Annotated in this window: 12 protein-coding genes and 1 pseudogene; 9 read left to right on the top strand and 4 right to left on the bottom strand. The window is 60.9% G+C overall.

What is annotated here, in order from left to right:
• Nucleotides 1-312: 312 nt before the first annotated feature.
• Nucleotides 313-3942 carry a 2-oxoacid:acceptor oxidoreductase family protein gene (locus tag PLL20_12830; GenBank protein HPD30875.1) on the top strand — a complete coding sequence of 1210 codons (3630 nt, stop codon included), beginning with the start codon at nt 313-315 and terminating at the stop codon, nt 3940-3942.
• 22 nt (nt 3943-3964) lie between these two features.
• Here PLL20_12830 and PLL20_12825 read toward each other — a convergent pair whose 3' ends face one another.
• The gene (locus PLL20_12825; GenBank protein ID HPD30874.1) at nt 3965-4666 is read right to left on the bottom strand and encodes a 7-cyano-7-deazaguanine synthase; all 702 of its coding nucleotides are present in this window, start codon (nt 4664-4666) and stop codon (nt 3965-3967) included.
• 74 nt (nt 4667-4740) lie between these two features.
• Here PLL20_12825 and PLL20_12820 point away from each other — a divergent pair, with 74 nt between their 5' ends.
• Together PLL20_12820 and PLL20_12815 are read left to right on the top strand one after the other, a co-directional pair.
• On the top strand, nt 4741-6036 hold the full coding sequence (locus PLL20_12820; GenBank protein HPD30873.1) for an enolase C-terminal domain-like protein: 1296 nt from the start codon (nt 4741-4743) through the stop codon (nt 6034-6036).
• Between the two features lie 125 nt (nt 6037-6161).
• The gene (locus PLL20_12815; protein ID HPD30872.1) at nt 6162-7016 is read left to right on the top strand and encodes an HAD family hydrolase; all 855 of its coding nucleotides are present in this window, start codon (nt 6162-6164) and stop codon (nt 7014-7016) included.
• A 40-nt stretch (nt 7017-7056) separates the two neighbouring features.
• On the opposite strand, the gene PLL20_12810 is transcribed toward PLL20_12815, so the two are convergent.
• The 3 genes from PLL20_12810 to PLL20_12800 form a co-directional block, all read right to left on the bottom strand.
• Nucleotides 7057-7770, bottom strand: coding sequence for a hypothetical protein (locus PLL20_12810; protein ID HPD30871.1), 714 nt, complete (start codon nt 7768-7770; stop codon nt 7057-7059).
• Between the two features lie 156 nt (nt 7771-7926).
• On the bottom strand, nt 7927-9528 hold the full coding sequence (locus tag PLL20_12805) for a hypothetical protein (protein ID HPD30870.1): 1602 nt from the start codon (nt 9526-9528) through the stop codon (nt 7927-7929).
• A gap of 160 nt (nt 9529-9688) precedes the next feature.
• The gene (locus tag PLL20_12800) at nt 9689-10417 is read right to left on the bottom strand and encodes an SDR family oxidoreductase (protein ID HPD30869.1); all 729 of its coding nucleotides are present in this window, start codon (nt 10415-10417) and stop codon (nt 9689-9691) included.
• A gap of 232 nt (nt 10418-10649) precedes the next feature.
• On the opposite strand from PLL20_12800, the gene PLL20_12795 reads away from it, so the two are divergent.
• The 6 genes and pseudogenes from PLL20_12795 (at nt 10650) to PLL20_12770 (ending at nt 19335) form a co-directional block, all read left to right on the top strand.
• Entirely contained in the window at nt 10650-11870 is a 1221-nt protein-coding gene (locus tag PLL20_12795) for a hypothetical protein (GenBank protein ID HPD30868.1), read from the top strand.
• Nucleotides 11871-12103: 233 nt separating this feature from the next.
• Nucleotides 12104-13093 (top strand): annotated as a pseudogene (locus PLL20_12790) (MFS transporter).
• Nucleotides 13094-14313: 1220 nt separating this feature from the next.
• On the top strand, nt 14314-15039 hold the full coding sequence (locus tag PLL20_12785) for an HD domain-containing protein (GenBank protein HPD30867.1): 726 nt from the start codon (nt 14314-14316) through the stop codon (nt 15037-15039).
• A 301-nt stretch (nt 15040-15340) separates the two neighbouring features.
• Entirely contained in the window at nt 15341-16615 is a 1275-nt protein-coding gene (gene murA / locus PLL20_12780) for a UDP-N-acetylglucosamine 1-carboxyvinyltransferase (protein ID HPD30866.1), read from the top strand.
• Between the two features lie 573 nt (nt 16616-17188).
• Nucleotides 17189-18190 carry a hypothetical protein gene (locus PLL20_12775; GenBank protein HPD30865.1) on the top strand — a complete coding sequence of 334 codons (1002 nt, stop codon included), beginning with the start codon at nt 17189-17191 and terminating at the stop codon, nt 18188-18190.
• Nucleotides 18191-18261: 71 nt separating this feature from the next.
• Nucleotides 18262-19335, top strand: a complete 1074-nt coding sequence (locus PLL20_12770; GenBank protein HPD30864.1) for a formylglycine-generating enzyme family protein — start codon at nt 18262-18264, stop codon at nt 19333-19335.
• Nucleotides 19336-19604 lie beyond the last annotated feature (269 nt).

Raw genomic sequence — 19604 nt, 5'->3', positions numbered from 1 at the left:
AGTCGTTCGTTGAGCTGATGTAGGCCCTGGGGCTGACCGATCGCACCCCACTTCGCGGCGGCTCGTCTGGAGTCTGTCGGGCCGCTCTCCAAAGCATAACGGGTGGGTGGTGTTTTCTTGCCCGCGTCGTTATAATGCTCTCCAGTCTGTTTGTACGATTTCGCGGGTCGGCCGAGCGAGACCGCCGGGAAACCGGCCGGGCACCGGACGAAGCATGAGACGCGGCCGATACCGCGTCGTCAGGCAGAACCGACTCTGGCGCGGGTTGGCCTGCTTGGATACAAGGAGCGCCCGAGGCGTCTCGCCGTAGTCATGAGTAAGACTATTGCCGCCAAGTTCCTGCGGAACGAAGGCACGGATGTCTTCAACGGTAACGAACTCCTCGTCAAAGGGGCGTTGGAGACGGCCGGCGGCGTGCATCTCCTGACGGGTTATCCCGGTTCCCCGGTTTCAGCCTTCTTTGACGTAATCGCCGCCTGCGCGTCGCTTTTTCGGGAACGCGGTATCGAGGGCCGCATCTCGAACAACGAAGCTCACTCGGTCGCCGCCGTCAACGGCTCGCAGATGGCCCCGTTGAGGGCCATGGCAGTCATGAAAAGCGTGGGCCTGCACGTCGCCAGCGATGCCTTGGCCCTGGGCAATCTGGCCGGCCCGCATCCCCACGGCGGAGCAGTCATTGTGGTCGGTGATGATCCGTGGAGCGAAAGCACCCAGGTGCCTGCCGACTCCAGGTTTCTCTTCCGCCATCTGTTCGTCCCGGTCATCGAGCCCAGCACGCCCCAGGAGGTCAAGGATTACGTCGGGGCTGCGTTCGAGCTTTCTCGGTCAAGTGGGCTCTACCTCGGATACGTGATCACCACCATGTTGGCCGACGGCGGCGGCACGGTCACCTGTGGACCGAACCATTATCCGCTGGCCAACACGGCGCATCGGATCGATCTCGACACCTTTTCGTTGGACTTGGAAAACCGAGTTCTGCTGCCACCGCGGACCGGCCGTCGGGAAGTCTCTTTCGCGGATCGGTATGAACGGCTTGCTCAGGCGGTTCGGCAACTGGAGCTGAACCGGTTCTTGGACGTGCCCGGTAGCGACGAGTTGCTCCTTGTCACCAGCGGCATGGCGTTTCAATACGTGCAACAGGCGCTCGAGGATCTGGGCCTCGATGGGCGGATCCCGATTCTCAAACTGGCCGTCACTTGGCCTCTCGATCGGCGGGAGATCGAGCCGCTTCTGCGGCGATTCGGCCACGTGGTCGTCGTTGAAGAGCGACGGGCGTTCATCGAGGAACAGCTTTCCCAGTTGGCTCTCGGCCTCGCCCAGAATGGGGCGGGCAGGGTGGCAAGTGTTTGGGGCAAGCTCTTCCCTGGTCCAAGTCCGGGTTTTCGGACGACGTTGGGGCTTAATGTCTCGATGGTCACCGAACGACTGGGAAGCCTGCTGAGGGCGATCGAGTCACCGTTCGCCGCAGAGGCATCCAGGCGAATCGAGCGGGAGTTGCGTTTCCACAGCCAGACGGTCAGGGAAAAACTCAACATCCCGCCTCGCACGCCGACGTTCTGTCCGGGTTGTCCCCACCGCGACTCGGCCAACGTCCTGCTGCAGATCAAGGAGCAGTTCAACGACGAGGCCTACATGCGAAAGCATCACGGCTGCGGGGCGATCGACCTGGTTTTCCACGGCGACACCGGCTGCTACACGATGCTGATGTTCGAGCCCAACGCTCCGCTGATGCACAATTACTCTGGCATGGGCCTCGGCGGTGCGACCGGCAGCGGCATTGATCCCTTTATCCGCAACAAGCAGGTCGTGTTCATGGGCGACTCGACCTTTTTCCATTCCGGGGCAACCGCGATCAGCAACTCGATTGCCAACCGGCAGGACATCACCTACGTCATCCTGGCCAACGGTACGACGGCCATGACCGGTCACCAGCCTCTGCCCACCGCGGAAACCGACCTGCTGCAGCGTCCGGTCCCCGTCCAGCAGATAGACGCCGTGGTCCGCGGCTTTACCGGGGGGCGTTGTACGGTGATTCGTACCGACCCCGGGGATCGCGACAACTACAAAGAGCTGCTCGAACGGACCATTCTGGCCGACGGCGTCAAGGTCGTCATCGCCGACAAGGAATGCGGGATCACCGCGCAGCGCCGCCGGATGAAGCTGGAGCGGGCCGAGCAGAACCGCAAGGGCTTTGTCCGCCGGAAGGTGTACATGAATGTCACGCCGGAAGTCTGCGAATACTGCCTCGAATGTACGAGCAGGACGGGCTGCCCCGGGCTGACCATCGAACCCACGGATTACGGTCCGAAAGTCGCGACTGATCTGTCATGGTGCGTCAATGATGGCGCGTGCGCCAAGCTGGCTGTATGTCCTGCGTTTGAGGAGGTCGTCGTGACCCGCCGCAAGCCGCCGACCCCTCGCGGGCACAAGATCATGCTGGCCGATATTCCCGAGCCGGTCCCCCAGTTCAAGGGTGACGTCTGGCGAGCCTGGATCGCCGGCGTCGGCGGCATGGGCATCGGCACGGCCACGGCCGTCCTCGTACATGCAGCTCAGCACGAGGGTTACAGCGTGCAGTTCAGCGACAAGAAGGGTCTGGCCATCCGAAACGGCGGCGTCTATTCGCAGCTGACCCTGAGCCGCAACGGCCGGACGGCCGGCATGACCCTCGGATACGGCAAGGCGGATCTGCTGCTGGGGATGGATCTCCTTGAGGCGGTCAGAGCGATCGACCCGGAGGCGCCGTTCCAGGTCGCTTCGCCCGAACGCACGGCAGTGGTGGTGAATTGTGACACTGCGCCGACAATTCGCACGCTGTTGGGCCGTGATGCCGCCGCGGCGGATGAATGGGAGGCCGCGCTGCGGCGTGCTGCCCGGCCGGGCCAGTACTTTTCAGCACGGGTGGCTGCGCTCTGCGAACGAATCTTCGGCACGAAACTCTACGTCAACCTGACCATGCTGGGGATTGCCTGTCAACGAGGCTTGATCCCCTTGTCGCTGGAGGCTATTCAGGCCGGCATTCGCAAAACGATCACGGTGGACGTCGAGAAGAACCTGAGGGCCTTCGAGGTCGGACGCAAACTGGTCAGTCATCCCGAGCTTTTCGGCGAGATTTTCGGCGATACCGAGGACGGCCGATCGCTGGCTCGCACCGTTCGAGCCAAGGCCGCTTATCTCAATATGCGACAGATGGGATCGCGCCGAGCGCTGCGGACCGAGCAACTCGGAAGCGGCGCGAAACGGCGATTGGCCGACACGCCCCTGGCCCGGACTTACAAACACATGGTCTATACGACACTACGGGCCTGCCGCGAACTGGATCGGAGAACGATGCGCGACATCGCGGTGCGCATCTATGATTTGATCCAATGGGGTGGGGTCCGATACGCCCGCCGCTACGTCCAGCGAATCCGTCGGGTCTTCCTGGCCGACCACGAGCAGTTCGAATTCTCTGCGACGCGGGCCGTTGTTCACAATCTGGCCCGACTGATGCTGATCAAGGACGAGTTCTACGTTGCTTATCTGTTGACCAGTTATGAGAAGCTCCGCCGCGACCGGCAACGATTCAACGTCAACCCGGCCATTGGCGATCGGATCCGCTATCGGCGAGTGTTTCACCCGAGAATCATGGGCCGCCGTGTCGATATTCGCCTGCCGCACTGGTGCTTGTACGCAATGCGAAGTCTGCGCTTCCTGCGCAAGCCGATGTTTTGGTATCGCCTCCGCGAGCGCCGGTTCCTGCGTTGGTACGAGGAGATCGTCGACGGCTTCTGCTCGGCGGATGAGTCGCGTTATGAGCAGTACGTGGAGCTTCTTCGGTTACCGGACACGGTCCGCGGTTATGCCGAGATTCGCTGGCCAAGGATGAAGCAGGCCCGTGACCGCGCCGCCCAGATCCTTGCCAGATCCGTTTCCAGCTCGATCGAGGCGAAGTCCGTTTGAGGATCGGGCTTTCGTTCCTCTCTCAGAGCACCACCACCTTCTCGGAGAGAACCAGCGGATCAGGAAGCTTGGCCTGCAGGAATCCCGCCGCCCGGTTGTGGCAGGCCAGGCATCGGTCACAGGGCCTGTCATTATTGGCGTAGCAGCTCCAGGTCAGTTTGAAGGGAACCTCGAGCCGCATGCCCAGTCGAACGACTTCCGGGCGCGTCATCTCAAGCAGGGGGGCCTCGACAACCAGTTCCTGACCGGCCGGGATGGCGTACTTGAGCATCAGGTTGAAGGTCTGAATGAACTCAATGCGATGATCGGGATAGAGCTCGGAAATCGCCGGACCGGGGACACCGTGATCTTCACTGACGCCGATCACAAGGCGGCGGGCACCGATTGAACCGGCCCAGGACGCCGCCGCGCTCAACATGGTCGGGAGTAGAGCAAACGCGAAGGTGGCCGGTGTGCCTTTCTCCAGGGCGGCTGCATCCTCAATGGCCAGACGCCTGCTGGCGCGAGCATTTCCGCCCCAAGTGGACAGGGCGGGCATCTCGACCAGCATCGTGTTCTCAATCCCCATGGCGCTGGCGGTCTGCTGAAAGGCAATCGCTTCGCGCTCGGCAGCTCGATGCCCCCAGTTGATGTGGAAAAGGTGAGGCTCATACTGTTCACGCGTGACCGCGATGGCCACCGTGCTGTTGACACCCCCGCTGGCGAGCACAACGGCCTTCTCCATGCGCGAAATCCTCCCGGTCAGGTTTCATCGGCCAACGCAAGAGGCTTCATCAGCAGCCGAGGGGTTCTCGGACCTTGCGTCTGGACAATCAGCCGGCCAAGGCTGAGAATGGTGCGGCGTGGCTCCGTGCCGGGGGTTCGTCGAAAGGGGCAAACGGAGGCCAGACCAGCGGCGAAATCCTGATGCGCCAGTCGCAGATTGCCTGCGTTCGTGTTTTCCCGTTATCCATTCCCTTGCGGCATGCTTTCAGCCATGCCGCGCACAGCCGCGTTCACGCCGACCCTATCATAGTGCAAATCGAGCTGGGCGGCGGAACGATGGGATATGGCGAGACGTTGCCTCGACCCTATGTGACACGAGAGAACGCGGAATCCGTCCTGACGACGATCCGCGGGCCGCTGACCGCCGAGCTGCTTACCTTCCGTCCCTCAAGTTTCGCAGAGGCACTTGAGCGTATCGACGCGCTGCCGTTCCTCGATGACGAGGGACGGCTGATATGCGCCGCTCGAGCAGGCGTCGAGTTGGCCCTTCTGGATGTCTACAGCCGATTCTTCGACCGGGACATCGCTGAAGTGGCCGGCTGGCTGGGGCTGCCCGGTCTGGGGAGCCCCGGAAGTGCGCGTCGTGTCCGCTACAGCGGCGTCCTCTCCGGTGACGACATCGTCCGGTTGCGTCGATCGGTTCGCAAGATGCGCTTGTTCGGTTTGCGGGATTTCAAGCTCAAGGTCGGCTATGAGGACGATGTGGAGCGGGTATCGGCGGTCGCGAACTCCCTGCGCCGGGCCCTGAGGAACGGGGCAACGCTTCGGCTGGATGCCAATGGTTCCTGGTCGATCGAACGGGCGATCGAGATTTGCAAGGCGTTGCGGAGTCACCCCATTGCCTGCATCGAACAGCCTCTCGCGCCGGGATGCGAGGAGCAGCTCATTCGGCTGAAGAACGATACCCGGTCACCCATCATGCACGACGAGTCGCTCGTGACGCAGGCCGACGCGGAGCGACTGCACCGCATGGGCATCGCCGACGCGTTCAACATTCGGCTCAGCAAGAACGGAGGGTTTCTGCCCTCGTTGCGGTTGGCTCACTGGGCGGGCAGGCATGGGATTCGACATCAACTGGGATGCATGGTGGGCGAGACAAGCGTTTTGTCGGCCGCCGGCCGGAAATACCTCGAGTGCGTGCCGGGTGTGTGGTTCGCTGAAGGCAGCTACGGGCGGTTTCTGCTGCGTGGAGACGTCGTCAAGAAGCCGATCCGCTTCGGCTTTGGCGGACGATTCCAGACCTTGTCAGGACCGGGATGGGGCGTCGAGGTCGATCCAGACTTGTTGCGACGATATGCCGCCGGAGCCGTTGCCGAGATCTTTCTCTAGCGGCCCTTGTCAAGCCGAGCTGCGCCCGCCCGGGACCAGATCGGTTCCGAGGACGGTTTGCTCTGAGCCTCTTCCTCGGCTAGGCTACTGTCTTCCGAGCCTTCCGAAACAGGTGAGGACGCACGATGTCATCTGCAGCAGTCTTCTGGGATCGGGACGGAACTCTGATCGAAGACCCGGGTTATATCAGCAGCCGTGACCAGGTTCGGTTGCTGCCCGGGGCTGCTGAAGCTCTTAAACGTGTCTCCGCCGCCGGTTTCGAGAACATCATTGCCACCAACCAGTCCGGTATCGCCCGCGGCTTCCTGGATGAGTCGATCCTGGAGAGCGTCCATCAGCGGTTGCGGGATCTTCTGGCGGCCGAAGGGGCTGCTATCGATGCCATCTACTACTGTCCCTACCTGCCGGGCGAGGAGGCCGTGGTCGAAGCGTACCGTCAGGACAGCGACCTGCGCAAGCCGCGACCGGGCATGCTTCTCAAAGCCTCATTGGAACGAAAGATCGACTTGGCGGCTTCGTGGAGCATCGGCAACTCGCTGCGCGATGCGCAGGCGGGCCGTGCGGCCGGCTGTCGAACCGTGGTCATTGAGCCCGATCCCGTTGAGAGAGAAAAACTACGAAATCACAAAGACGTCGATTTCGTAGTGAGTTCCCTGTCCGAGGCGGTGGACGCCGTGCTCAACTGCTCGCGATCGTCGAACGACAAGTCCGAGGCCCCGCTGGAGACCGGCGCCGGGGAGACGCTTCGGGAGATTCTCAGCTTCCTTCGGATGGTCGATCGGCGACAACAGACGGTCGACGTGTCGTTGCCGGCGATCGTGGGCATGCTGTTCCAGGTGCTGGCGTTTGTGGCCCTGATCTGGGCGGTGTTCGGCCTGTTGAACGCAAACAACTACAGTGAGCCGGTCCTGCGCATCCTTTTCACCATCGCACTTCAGCTCATCGCGATGACGTTTGTCCTTGTTTCCTCCAAGCGATGACCGGCAGGGGGGTGGCGATGACGCCGGCAGAGCGGCCTTGTCAAGGCTGGCCACGCTGCGCGGACCACGCCAGAAATGCTATGGCCGTCAAGGCCGCACCTGCCAGAATGATCGTCACCACAAACAGCATGATGAACCGCCTGTTCTGCCGAGAGATCATTTCTGTCAGCAGCTCCACCTGTTGCTCGGTTCGGTCGCCGATCGTTTTGAGACGTTCGGTCTGGCTCTGGGCGGAACCGCTCAGTGTTCCCAAGGCTGAGCCCATCCGGTCGAGCGTCTGGCAGGTTAGCGAGCGCTGCTCGCCCGCGATCTCCAGTTGCCGGTTGATGCTGATCAGCGATTCGCTCTGGGCCTTCGCCAGCTTGGGCACATCGGCGAGCGATTCGGCCATCTGTCGTGTGCGGCTGCCTGTTGCCTCGATATGGGCGGCGATTGTCTCAAGCGTCTGGGTTTGTGTCCGAGCAATAGCCGGCAACTCGTTGACCGAACGTGCCAACTGCTCGAGCGAATTGCAGATTCGCTCGCTTCGGTCGGACTGGGCGACCAGGTGGTTCTGAATCTCCTGAATCACTCGCGTGACCTGCTCGTAACCTTCCTGCAACTTAGCGAGCGTCTGGTCCCGCTTGTTCCAGCGAGCCAGCGGCCGCGGTGCCCTGTCGGGCATGGTTTCTTCTTCCTTGCCGGCCGTCTCGACAGGGTCGGCGAGGAGCCCGTCTTCGCCTACCTCGGGCAGACTTCCGGTCGAAGCTTCCATTGTTTCATGCCTCCTCCACGGAATTCGCAGACGTCGCCACCATGAGCCGGTTTTCATCATTGTGGAGCCCTCCCGCCAGCGGTCGCGTGCTGATCGGCGTAAAGACGAAACGTCTCCACCGTGTTTCTAACGACATTGGCCTTCCGAGGCAAGCGATTATCTGGGCTTGCTTTCCTTGGCTCGGGTCGCGAGGATTCCGTCGATCGCCTCCCTCATCCGGGCAAGCGTGTCTCTGTTGCGGGGTGTGCCGCGCCCCGCGTTCTGATCGACGAAACCGGTGATCTTGGCAAGCTCCTTCTGGTCGGCCTCAAGCGGTTTCGGGCACATTGCGGCCAGGCTGAGGTACTGGCCGATGGCGTCGGCGGCCATGTCGGCATCAAACAGCCGGCGGGCCATGCGCGCCGCAAAAGCCTCCTCTGAGATTCCGACGTTCCAGCACCGTTCCCTGAACCGGTACTGATGGGAGAAGAAGGGCATTGTTCGTGGGTCGACGTTTCGAGGTTTGTCGTGCCCCATGGCCGGCCAGCCGTTCCAAGGATTGCCGTATCCCTGGCCGGGGTCATAACTTGTCGCAAATCCCGTAAGTGACGCCTCCCGCGGCTCCGGCGGCGACGTGGATCCGTGGTAGTCGCTCATCTGTATCGTGGTGTGCCACCGGAGGATGAGAGGGTGTTCCGTCAACGCGTTCTGCATGATCGGATCGCCCCAGCACCACCACCAGTAGATCCGCTTGTCGTCAATGGCATGAATCGCTTGCCGGTATTTCGGATCATTGAACTTTCCGATGGCAATGGCAAACTCGAATTCGGGCCGCTTTTTCCAGATGGTCTGGGCCATCCTGGCCAATGCCTCTGTCCTCTCCTGCCAGGTCTTCTCGTCAACTTCGCGTCCCTCGCCGGGGGGTTCAAGATAGATACCCTCTGTTCCGGGCAAGAGCTCAATCATGTCCAGATACCACTGGATCCCGCGGTCGATCGATTTGTCGGCGATCTTTTCATGATGCCAGGTGAACCAACCGCCTCCGATGTAGAACTTCATACCCTCCGCCCGGCACAGCTCGACCAGGGCATTGACGTTCCAGCCGTTGGCCAAGTCGCTTTTCTGGTACTCGCCCCCGTACTGCTCCAGCAGCGGAAACCCCGCCAGCCAGAACCAGTTGCGATTGAGCGTCAGCTCGGAGTGGAACTTCAGGACACGTTTCCAGTTCTCCAGAGAATCGTACGCCGACCAGCAAGGCAACATGTAAGTACCGCGATAGCCGAAAGCGGGCTTCATCTTCACGTCAAGTGGCCAATCGACTGAGGCTCCTTCTGACGTGATGCTGATGCGGAAGAACAGAAGTTCTTGGCAGCCGTGCTTAAGCCCGACGGGGCTATTGGCGGTGATCACGATGAACCGACGGTCCCCGGCCTCATGCGTCAGAATTCGGAAACCTTCGGGGCCCAGGTCGGCACGATCCAGCTTGAGCCCCGCCTGGACCAGCCTGCCGATGACCGGGTTGTTCTTCTCGTCACCGACGGCGATGTAAAGGCCGGGCTGGTCGGCGCGTGTAACCTTGGGCAGCGTCCAGCCGCACCATTCGGCGAGCGCGCCATTGACGGTGATGTCCACAATGTCCTTGACCGGTTCACCAAGCTGCGGCTGAATCAAGCGAGCTTGGGGCTTGTGGTCGCGCCAAAGAACCGCCTGGTTGGCAGCAAACGCGGGTGCCGGGCCACTGACAACGACCAGTGCGAAAACGAAACCGTGCATCCTCATTTCGTGCCTCCTGGCCATATGGCCGCTCGGGTTCTCGGGAATCATTCACTGTCGGCGGCCAAGCTCCGCGTATCCTCACGGCTTGACGCCTTGGCAACCGACAGCAAATCCTCAGGATTGTGCCCGTTTTCGACGCCCCTGTCCACTCGGCAGATTCCCGCTAAACGACCTGCTGTGTCGGCCGGAAGAGCACCTCGTTGATATTGAAGTACCACGGTCGGCTGACGATGAAGGCGATGAGCTCCGCAACGTCCTGGGGCTTGACCATGTGTGTGATTTTCTGCCACTGGGCCGGGTGAACCTCGAACGCGTCGAAGAGTTCCGTGTCCACGACGCCGGGCTGCAGCGAACATACGCGGATCCTTGTACCGGCCAGTTCCTCGCGGAGACCCTCGTTGATCGCCGTGATCGCCCACTTCGTTCCGGCGTAGACCCAGGCTGTGGCCCGGGTCTTGCGGCCGAGCACTGAGGAAACGTTGATAATCAGCCCGCTGTCCTGTTTCTTAAAGATCGGAACGGTCTCTTTGAGCACCCGAACGGCTCCCAGGACATTGACGCTAATCATCTGCTCGATGTCTTCGTGAGAAAGCTGCTCTATGGGTGCGACCCGCATGAGCCCGGCGTTGTTGTAGAGAACGTCGATGCGTCCGTAGGTCTCCATCGTTCGGGCAATCATTGCCCGGATATCCGCGAGCCGGGTGACGTCCGTGACACAGACAAGAGCCTCGCCGCCCGCTTGGCGGACCTGCTCGGCTACTTGCTTCAATCGATCTTCGCGCCGGGCAGCCAGAACCACCTTCGCCCGGTCACGCGCCAGCCGGATGGCCGCCGCCGCTCCCATGCCGCTACTCGCCCCGGTGATCAATACGACCTTTGCGCCATCGCCCATGAATCACTCCTCCTCTGTTCCATCAGCTCGGCGGGCCACTGCCCGCCCACATTGAACCCGGCGTGATCCGGCCTGCCCGCTCTGTTGAAACACCCCCTCCTCTGAACCCCGAACCCCCAACGCTGAACCCTTCGGCGAGGACTTGATGAGGGGGATCGAGCGTGGTAGACTTCCGCGGTCGCTTGCACACAGCGTCAAGCGTAACCGTTGCACTATGAAATGTGAAATGTCTATGAACCACAAACTTCTGGCCGCAGCAATTGCCACTGTTACAGCGATGAATTTGACTCCACCCTCCGCATCCGGCGCCACTTTTGGCGATGACATTGCGTTCCTGAAAAGGCACACCGACTTGATCGTCCTGGCCGACAAGCCGGGTCTCGCCAAAGTCGCTCTCGTGCCGGCCTGGCAGGGACGCGTGATGACCAGCACGACGGGCGGTGATAACGGCCCCAGTTTCGGATGGATCAACCGCGAGTTGATCGCTTCGGGGAAGATTCTTCCCCATATGAATGCTTTCGGCGGCGAAGACCGCTTCTGGATGGGGCCGGAAGGCGGGCAATTCTCTATCTTTTTTGCGAAAGGCAAGAAGTTCGTATTCGAGGACTGGCAAACACCGGCCATCTTCGACACGGAACCCTTCAAGGTTCTCCGCGAGGCGGACGACAAGGCGGTCTTCGGCGCCGAGTTTTCGCTGACGAACTACTCCGGCACGGTTTTCACCGTGGGCGTCGAGCGGGAGGTGGAGCTGCTCACGCCGGAGGCAGCCTATGAGAGACTCGGATTGAAGGCCGCCAAGGACGTGAGTCTTGTGGCCTATGCCTCGAACAACAAGATCACCAACAAAGGCAAGGAACCCTGGAAGAAGGAAACGGGACTGCTGTCCGTCTGGATCCTCGGTATGTTCAATCCAACGCCGGCCACGACGGTCGTAGTACCTATCAAAGCCGGACCGGAGTCGGAACTGGGCAAGAAGGTCACTTCGGATTACTTCGGCGAGGTGCCGTCGGATCGTCTGGTGGTGCGAGATGACGCGGTATTCCTGCGTGCAGACGGTCAATACAGGAGCAAGATCGGTATCAGCCCGCGGCGCAGCAAGGCGATTCTCGGCAGCTACGACGCGGACAACAAGGTTCTCACGATCGTGCAGTTCAACCAGCCGGCGGGCGTCACGGATTACGTGAACTCGCTCTGGAAGCTGCAGGACGATCCCTACAACGGTGACGCAGCCAACAGCTACAATGACGGACCACCTACCCTGGGTGCCAAGCCGATGGGACCATTTTACGAGCTCGAATCTTCCTCCCCGGCCGCGGCGCTGGGGCCGGGCGAGAGCCTGACTCACACGCACCGCACAATCCACCTCACCGGACCGGAATCCGCGCTCGACAGGATCGCCAAGGCGACGCTGGGGGTCTCCCTTGAGGAAATCAAGACTGTGTTCAGGAAATAAGCCAGCTTGGCAGTGTGTGATGTGAATTCCGGCCGACAACAGATGCGTGGCGGCCGATCCGTATCCAGAGAGACCCGAATACCATGAGTACTCAGACCCAGCCAGCCCTCAACGCGATGGCCGAAAAGCAAAGCATGTTCGTCCTGCCCGACGGCAGAAACGTGCTTCTCACGTTCTGTCTCGTCAGTTCGTTGTTCCTCCTGTGGGGATTCTGCAACGGTATGATTGACGTGATGGACAAGCACTTCCAGGAGGAACTGGGCCTGAGCCTGTCGCAATCGGCCTGGGTGCAGTTCGCGCACTGGATGGGCTACTTCCTCATGTCGATTCCAGCAGGTTGGCTGGCGACGCGCCTGGGGTACAAGGGCGGCATCATCGCTGGGCTCCTGCTGGTGGCTGTGGGCGGCTTCTGGTTTCTGCCAGCGACGAAAATCGCGGCCTTGGCCACGTCGGACGTGGCGGCGGTCTCGCAGAACATGGCCTTCGCAGCCTTTCTTCTCGGCGTGTGCGTCGTGGCCTCCGGCCTGACGTTTCTCGAGACGGTCGCCAACCCCTATACCACCGTGCTGGGACCGCCGCGTTATGCCGCCACGCGCATCAACCTGGCCCAATCGTGCAACGGCGTCGGTTGGGTGCTGGGACCGATCGCTGGCGGATTATTCTTTTATGGCACGGATGAATTCGGGCGGAGCACGGGTTCTAGGACGCTATGGATTCCTTACGTCGGCGTGGCGGTGGTGGTCTTGCTGCTGGCCGTGGTCTTTTTCTTCGCACCGGTGCCGGACATCAAGGCCAAAGATGACTATGCGATTGATGAAAACAGTGACGCCGGAGGCAAAGCGCCGGTCATCCGAAAGGTGAACCGCGGGTTGTCGTTCGTTCTGTTGCTGGGCAACATTTGTGCATTGTTGGGCGTGTTTGGCATGATTCTCTGGCTGGCCCTCGGTTCCATGGGTCTTGGTCCGCGCCTTGCGAAGTTTGTCTCGGCGCTGCCGCTCACATCCCGTTTCGTCATCACCGCCGATACCGCCCTGCTGTTGACGCTTTTCGCCTTCGGCTGCCTTGCAGTTGTGATTGCGGCGATCTGGCTTGTCGGCGCAACCAAGCGGCTATCGCATCACAGCATCTGGTCGCACGAGCACTTCACGGGTGCCGTACTGGCCCAGTTTTTCTACGTGGCCGCTCAGGCGGGCATCTTCAGCTTTCTGATTAATTACGTCACTTCTGAGCCGCCCTCACTGCCGGCCTCCTGGCTGAAAGAGGATAGCAAGTGGGTAGGGCTCAGAACGGCATTCCTCGGGACCGATTTCAAGGACGTGCCATCCCTTGCCGAGAAGCTGACCTCGCCGGGAGAAGAGGATCCACTGTCGTCCTACCTGGCCGCCAAGCTCTCTGATTCGACCCGCCAAACCTTGGCCGAATTCAAGAACCGTACCGTGGGCGAGACGGCGGCCCGCGTTGCCATGATGCAGGACCTGAATAATCTGATCCAGAAGGAAAACCTTTACGAGCCCGAACGATTCAAAGGAATCGAACTGCGTGACGAGGCGAGGAAACTGCTGGCCCAGGATCCCAAGGGTCAGAACAGGCTGCGGCTCAACCGGCTTTTGCTGGCCGATGCGTATCCGAAGGAACTGGCCTATCAGGACGGCGTTGTGGGCTTTACGAACCAGTTCGCAGCCAACTTGGCGTCATTCGGGTTCATTTGCTTCCTCGTGGGACGAGTCGTGGGGGCTGCGCTGCTGCGGCGGGTTTCCGCGCACAGAATCGTGGGCCTCTACGCAGTGCTGAACGTTATCGCCTGCCTGGTGGTCTTCTGCAAGCTCGGCTGGCTTTCAGTGGTGAGCGTCTTCGTAAGCTATTTCTTCATGTCCATTATGTTCCCGACCATCTTTGCCCTGGGCATCTACGGCTTAGGCAGTAAGGCGAAAGGCGCGTCGGCCTACATCGTCATGGCCATTGTGGGCGGCGCACTGCTGCCGAAGCTGATGGGGGCCGTTGCCGACCACTACGACATGTCGCGCGGTTTCATCGTGCCCTTGGTCTGTTTCCTTCTGATCGCGATCTACGGCTACGGCTGGCCCAAACTGAGCCGGGCGGAAGCGCTGCATGGGGTGGGCGCTTCAGGAGGACATTGACCAGATACAAAGGAACACCCCCAAAGTGCGTTTGCCGGCCGCGCTTGTCCAACGCAAATACGACTCCGCCATTAAAATTCTGCTCAAAAAAGACTGGCAATGGAGTCGCTCTTGAAGATAATGTAAGAGCGAACGTTGCGGCATTTGCGGCCCTGATGCCATTCTGCACCCGGGGGGCCGGGCCCGACGGCCAAGAGCGTCGGCTGCCGGGCCAAGGGTCTCCGGGGCGGCGCAGTGACTCCTGCCGCGCTGGTATCCTGCGACTCCCGTCGGTGATTCTGGGCGAGTCAGGGCCTGGAGGGGCCATGGCGGACCATCTCTGGCAACGGGCTGAGCGAGATCTGTGCGTAGCAGTTGAGAAAGCGGCACCAGACCCGATCGTCTGGGAGCATAGTGCCCGTGTTGCCCGAATCTGCGAATACATCTCGCGATTGCCGGAGATTGCAGCGGGATCCTTCAATCCGGAGGCCCTGACGGTCGCGGCCTTGTATCACGCGATGGGCTGGGTATTGCAGTGTCGGGCCGGGGACATTTCACATCGTGAGCTGCTACTTCGTCCAACACCGGATGCCTATCGTGAGATGGCTGCCGACTGGATAGAGATTCATCTCAAGGGTGTCGTGCCCGGAGGGGTTATTGAGCGGGCCATGTCTGCCATTCGGCAGTCGGGCAACCGCCGGACTCGTCTGGTGGAAGCCCAGATTCTGGCAGATGCGGACGATCTCGACCAGATCGGGCCGCCGTACATCGACCTGATGATTCGCAAGTGCCGCTGGGAGGGCAAGACCATGGAGCAACTCCTGACGGCATGGCAACGGCAAGAGGAATACAAATACTGGGAGGCTCGTATCAACGAGTCCCTTCGTTTCGAGGCTGTTCGTGCCATCGCCCGGCGACGCCATGAGGCCTTGCGGCAATTCATGGCCAGCTTGACTGCCACCATCAAGCTGGATGACTTGGCGGCGCTCGCCAAATCGCATCGTGAGCAATCGCCACCGCTTGGTGCGGTAGCGCCCGCTGAGCCGCAGTAGGTACCGGTCCCTATTCCCTATCTGCTCGTAGCCGACCAGCGAGCGTCGATAATCCGTCCAAGGGCGTCCAAATCGGCTTGGACCGGGCCAGCGGTATCGGCTCCATCCGTGCTCAGCGGGTTCGACAAGACGACACGAAGACTTGTGAAATAGGCGATTTAGGCCGATGATGAATACCGACGAAAGCCAGTGCTGGCGTGAGCACAGGGCTTTCATTGGCCTCCAAGGCTGGGGTGGTGTATCAGCCTAAGGCAGGTGTGCGTTGGATCAAGGGTAGTTACCGATCTGAAGGAGCGGGTCTGTGGACTATTTTCGCATCAATGGCGGCAAGCGATTACGTGGTACGGTGGACATCAACGGGGCGAAAAACGCCGCACTTCCCATCATGGCGGCATCAATCCTGTGTGAAGGCGAGGTCGTCCTCAGGAACGTCCCTGATCTGATGGACATCCGTTCGATGGAAAAGCTCCTGAACAAGCTTGGGGTTTCCTCGGTGCGAGAGCCGGGAGGAACCCTTCGACTAAAGGTTCAGGATGAGATGAATTGTCACGCAGATTATGAACTGGTTCGACAGATGCGGGCCAGCGTTTGTGTGATGGGGCCGCTTCTCGGCAAGCGGGGTCGGTCACAAGTCAGCCTTCCCGGAGGATGTGCCATCGGCGACCGGCCGATCAATCTTCACATCCTGGGCTTGCAGGCATTGGGCGCAGAGGCCGACTTGATTAACGGCGACGTTCTCCTGAAAGCCAAGCGGTTGACCGGTACGGAGCTATTCTTGGGAGGGCCTTTCGGCTCCACGGTCACCGGTACGGCCAACGTCATGATGGCGGCCGTACTTGCCGAAGGTCGGACGGTGATTGAGTCCGCGGCGTGCGAGCCTGAAGTGGCCGACCTAGCCAACTTTCTCAACGCCTGTGGTGCCCGGATCACTGGGCATGGTTCCCCGAGAATCACGATCGACGGGGTGAAGAAACTGACCGGTTGTGAGTACACGATTATTCCCGACCGAATCGAGGCTGGGACGTTCATCATCGCCGGCGCCATCACCAATGGCGAGATCAGGTTGCGCAACTGCAGGCTGGAGCATCTCCTGGCGTTGGTTGACCGCTTGCGGCTGATCGGCGTCAACGTGGAGCGAGAAGGCGATGAAGTCGTGGTCAGCAGTACCCGGCGGCTTGAGCCGGTTGATATCACGACTCAGCCCTATCCAGGATTCCCGACCGACCTGCAAGCCCAAACCATGGCTCTGCTTTGTCTGGCCGACGGCAACAGCATCATTACCGAGAAGATCTACCCCGACCGTTTCATGCATGTGGGCGAACTGAGCCGACTCGGGGCCAAACTTCGCAAGGAAGGGCCGACGGTGATCATTCAAGGCGTGAAGCGACTGGTAGGTGCCCCTGTCATGGCCTCTGACTTGCGAGCTTCCGCTGCCTTGGTGCTGGCGGGGCTTGTGGCCAAGGGCGAAACCCGGGTCAACCGTGTTTACCACATTGACCGGGGTTACGAGCGGGTTGAACGTAGGCTGCAGGCTCTGGGGGCCGACATTGAGCGGCGTTCAGGTGAGGAGGAGTGAGGTGCCGGGCGATTGGTCCTCCTGTTGGCATGTCTGGGTTCAGATACGGCGAGTTCAGTGATTCTGGACCGAATGTAACCCACTCTTATGAATAATCTTATGACTTGGTCTCTTCGGGGGCTTGGACTCAGGGCTCTGCCGAGGGGGCCCATAGGTCGCTTACCTGAGGAACGAAGGTATCGACGGATTCGCTGTGCCCGTGCCAGCGAGTTGTCCTCGCTCGATTGTCCTGACGTGGGTAGGGGGGTGGCTGCTCGGCTTTCCACGCGGCCCTGTTGATATGGCCGACGGAAAGGCCGGGTCGAGGTGACTTCTGGGTTTCGTGTCCTGCGAGGCCTCTTTTGAGCCGTTTTTCTCTTAGCTCGATTACCGCTGACAGGGTTGACACACTTGGACGTCCGGCTACATTGATAGTAACTTGGCGAGTCCTCAGTTGGCGCTGAGGTCAGAGTGTGCCGGGTTGCCCCACGATGGCTCTACCGGTCTGCGGGGGGCAGGGCCTACCGACATGGAACCTTGTCCGTAGCCTCGGGCAAGGTTTGCCGAGAAATCCTTGCGAAGGAGAGACATCCCGTGTTGAGTCCGGATTACGACCCAGGCAATCGGTCGATTTGCAGGAATGTTCTGGTCTGCCTTGCCCTGGTGGCGACTCTGGGTGTGGCCGGATGCCACTGCGGGGGCGGTCTGTGCGCCGGCGCAGGTGGGTCTCAGACGCAGTTGCACTTTTACGCGCCACCTGGGGCGATGGTCGAGATTCAGGCGCTGGGCCCAAACTCGTCGCGGCAAATCCTGCCGCCAGGCGCGTTCGGCGACCGCCTCGAGCGGACGCCGGAAGAGGCCTGCGTCTTTAACCTGTCACCGGGCTGCTACGAGTTCAAGTACGTCGGCGTCGAAGGCGTGCCGGGGGCGGCGATTTACGGGGAACTCGACGTTCGCCATGCCAACAGCTCCATGGGCAGAATCTTCCAGCGCCGTTCGGCGATACCGATCGCGTTGCCTTCGGAGTATTACCGGAGGGTGGAAGCCCGCGGAGATGAACTCGTGCCGTATCGTGGCGAAGGGTATCGCACGGCCATTGACGAGCAGGACATGATACGAGTCAAGGCCGGCGACGTGGTCGAGAAGGTTTTCGTGGTGGCAGACCTTGAGAAGGCCGACAAGCTGCTCCGCAAGACGGAGGTTGAGATCGCCGCGGCGGAGCGGGAGATCGAATACGCCGAGGCCCGTTTCCGCGAGGCTTACTACAACTTCCGCACGGATGTGAGCGATGCCTCCGCGAACTTCTGGGGCACCGATCGCGAGTTCATCCGGTGGGAGAGAAAGCGTCAGCGAGCTCAACAGAATCTCGACAAGCTCATCGCTCTGCGTCAGCGCACGCAGTCGCTGATTAAGGCGGATCGGGTGATGATCCGTGAGGGAATGCTCGTGCTGGCCACACAGGAGGTCGTCCGACCTTATCGAGACGTGGTCGAAGCGGCCGAGGAAATCGGCGAAGTGCTGCTGGTCATGCGGATCGGCGGTCGGCACATGCAGTGGGGTGAGCCGCCCGGCGAACTGGCTGCGTACAACCCATGAAGCGATGAAGGATCTCAGCCCGCAGGAGTTGAGAGGAGCCGGCGTTCGGGTTGCTCAAAAGGAGTGCGACGATGTCTGACAATCGGTTCAGGTTTGCAGGTGCGGTACTGGCCGTAGTTCTGCTGCTCGCCGGCGGCGTGGGATGCTGCCTGGACAAGCAAGCCCGCATAACGGTCGCTTCGGCGACGGATGTCACTGCCGGTACAGCGGATCGGGGCGCCCCGTTGCCGGCAGGGGTCAGTCTGCCACCGGGTTTTTATCCGCTTTCCGGACAGTATGATCTGGAAAATCCTGACGACCACTACGGCGGCTGGCCGCGGTATATCATGTGCGTGGCCGACGGCATGGTGATGGCCTACGTGCCGGCCCAAGAGTTCATGATGGGCGGCGGCACCGATCTGGATGAGGTACCTGCCCGCGCGGTTCGGGTGAATCATTTCTACGTGGATATTCATGAGGTGACCAACTGTCAGTTCGGTCGATATTCCCGGCAGGGGCCTTACAGGCAGTTCTATATGCCGGGCGTGAACGATCATCATCCGGTCCGCAACGTGTCATGGGTCGAGGCCCACGGCTATGCCGCTTGGGCCGGCAAGAGCCTGCCCACCGAAGCTCAGTGGGAGGCTGCAGCGCGCGGGAGCGACCGTCGCATCTATCCCTGGGGTAACGAAGAGCAGAGCGACGTAACCCGCTACCTGTGCAACGCCAGCACCGGCCGGGACTACTACGATGGTTATCAGGGACCGGCGCCGGTGATGAGTTACTCGGCCGGCATCAGTCCTTTCGGGGCGTTCAACATGGCCGGCAACGTGTGGGAGTGGTGCGCCGACTGGTATGATCCCGGTCGATATGCCTATCCGAGCGAGGAGGATCCTCCGTCGGCCCTCGAGCGAGGAGCTTTGCCGTTCGGTGACCGGAACTACCCGAGCCCGAAACATAAGGACATTCGCGAGGCCCGCGTCGGCCCGCCGGTTGGCCTCGAGCGAGTCATACGCGGCGGCTCGTTCATGGACCCGATTCAGCAGTGTCGGGTTGACACACGAGCGTCGCTGCCGCCCGCCGCTCGCCGTAACAACGTCGGCTTCCGTTGCGTGCTGATGCTGCCGCCGACCGAAGACAACGATTTGGCACTTGCGTCTCGTTGATTTCGGGTTGCGTTGCCGATTCGCTCAGATTGACAATCGAGCATGACAGATGCAGGCCGGCTGCTCGCCGGCCTGCTTTCTTTTTCCGCAGAAGAGGGTCTGGGAACAGTCTTGGGGTCGGGCTGCTACGTTTTACGTACCCTTTCGGCCAAGGACGTGGACGGGGTGGGGAGGTTGGGCGAGGTGTTCGGGGTGGAACGGATGACGGGAAACTGGCCACGGTTTTCCTTAAGTGTTTAATCGATAACGACTTAAGATCTCGGTTGGGT

Source organism: Phycisphaerae bacterium (assembly GCA_035384605.1).
Classification (GTDB): domain Bacteria; phylum Planctomycetota; class Phycisphaerae; order UBA1845; family PWPN01; genus JAUCQB01.
Note: the sequence above shows the minus strand (reverse complement) of the source record. Positions and strands in the feature narration are given on the sequence as shown.

Bases quoted from the DNA above. Each gene is read 5' to 3' on its own strand.
- PLL20_12830 (HPD30875.1), top strand. From the start codon at position 313: ATGAGTAAGACTATTGCCGCCAAGTTCCTGCGGAACGAAGGCACGGAT.
- PLL20_12825 (HPD30874.1), bottom strand. From the start codon at position 4,666: ATGGAGAAGGCCGTTGTGCTCGCCAGCGGGGGTGTCAACAGCACGGTG.
- PLL20_12815 (HPD30872.1), top strand. From the start codon at position 6,162: ATGTCATCTGCAGCAGTCTTCTGGGATCGGGACGGAACTCTGATCGAA.
- PLL20_12810 (HPD30871.1), bottom strand. From the start codon at position 7,770: ATGGAAGCTTCGACCGGAAGTCTGCCCGAGGTAGGCGAAGACGGGCTC.
- PLL20_12805 (HPD30870.1), bottom strand. From the start codon at position 9,528: ATGAGGATGCACGGTTTCGTTTTCGCACTGGTCGTTGTCAGTGGCCCG.
- PLL20_12800 (HPD30869.1), bottom strand. From the start codon at position 10,417: ATGGGCGATGGCGCAAAGGTCGTATTGATCACCGGGGCGAGTAGCGGC.
- PLL20_12795 (HPD30868.1), top strand. From the start codon at position 10,650: ATGAACCACAAACTTCTGGCCGCAGCAATTGCCACTGTTACAGCGATG.
- PLL20_12785 (HPD30867.1), top strand. From the start codon at position 14,314: ATGGCGGACCATCTCTGGCAACGGGCTGAGCGAGATCTGTGCGTAGCA.
- PLL20_12770 (HPD30864.1), top strand. From the start codon at position 18,262: ATGTCTGACAATCGGTTCAGGTTTGCAGGTGCGGTACTGGCCGTAGTT.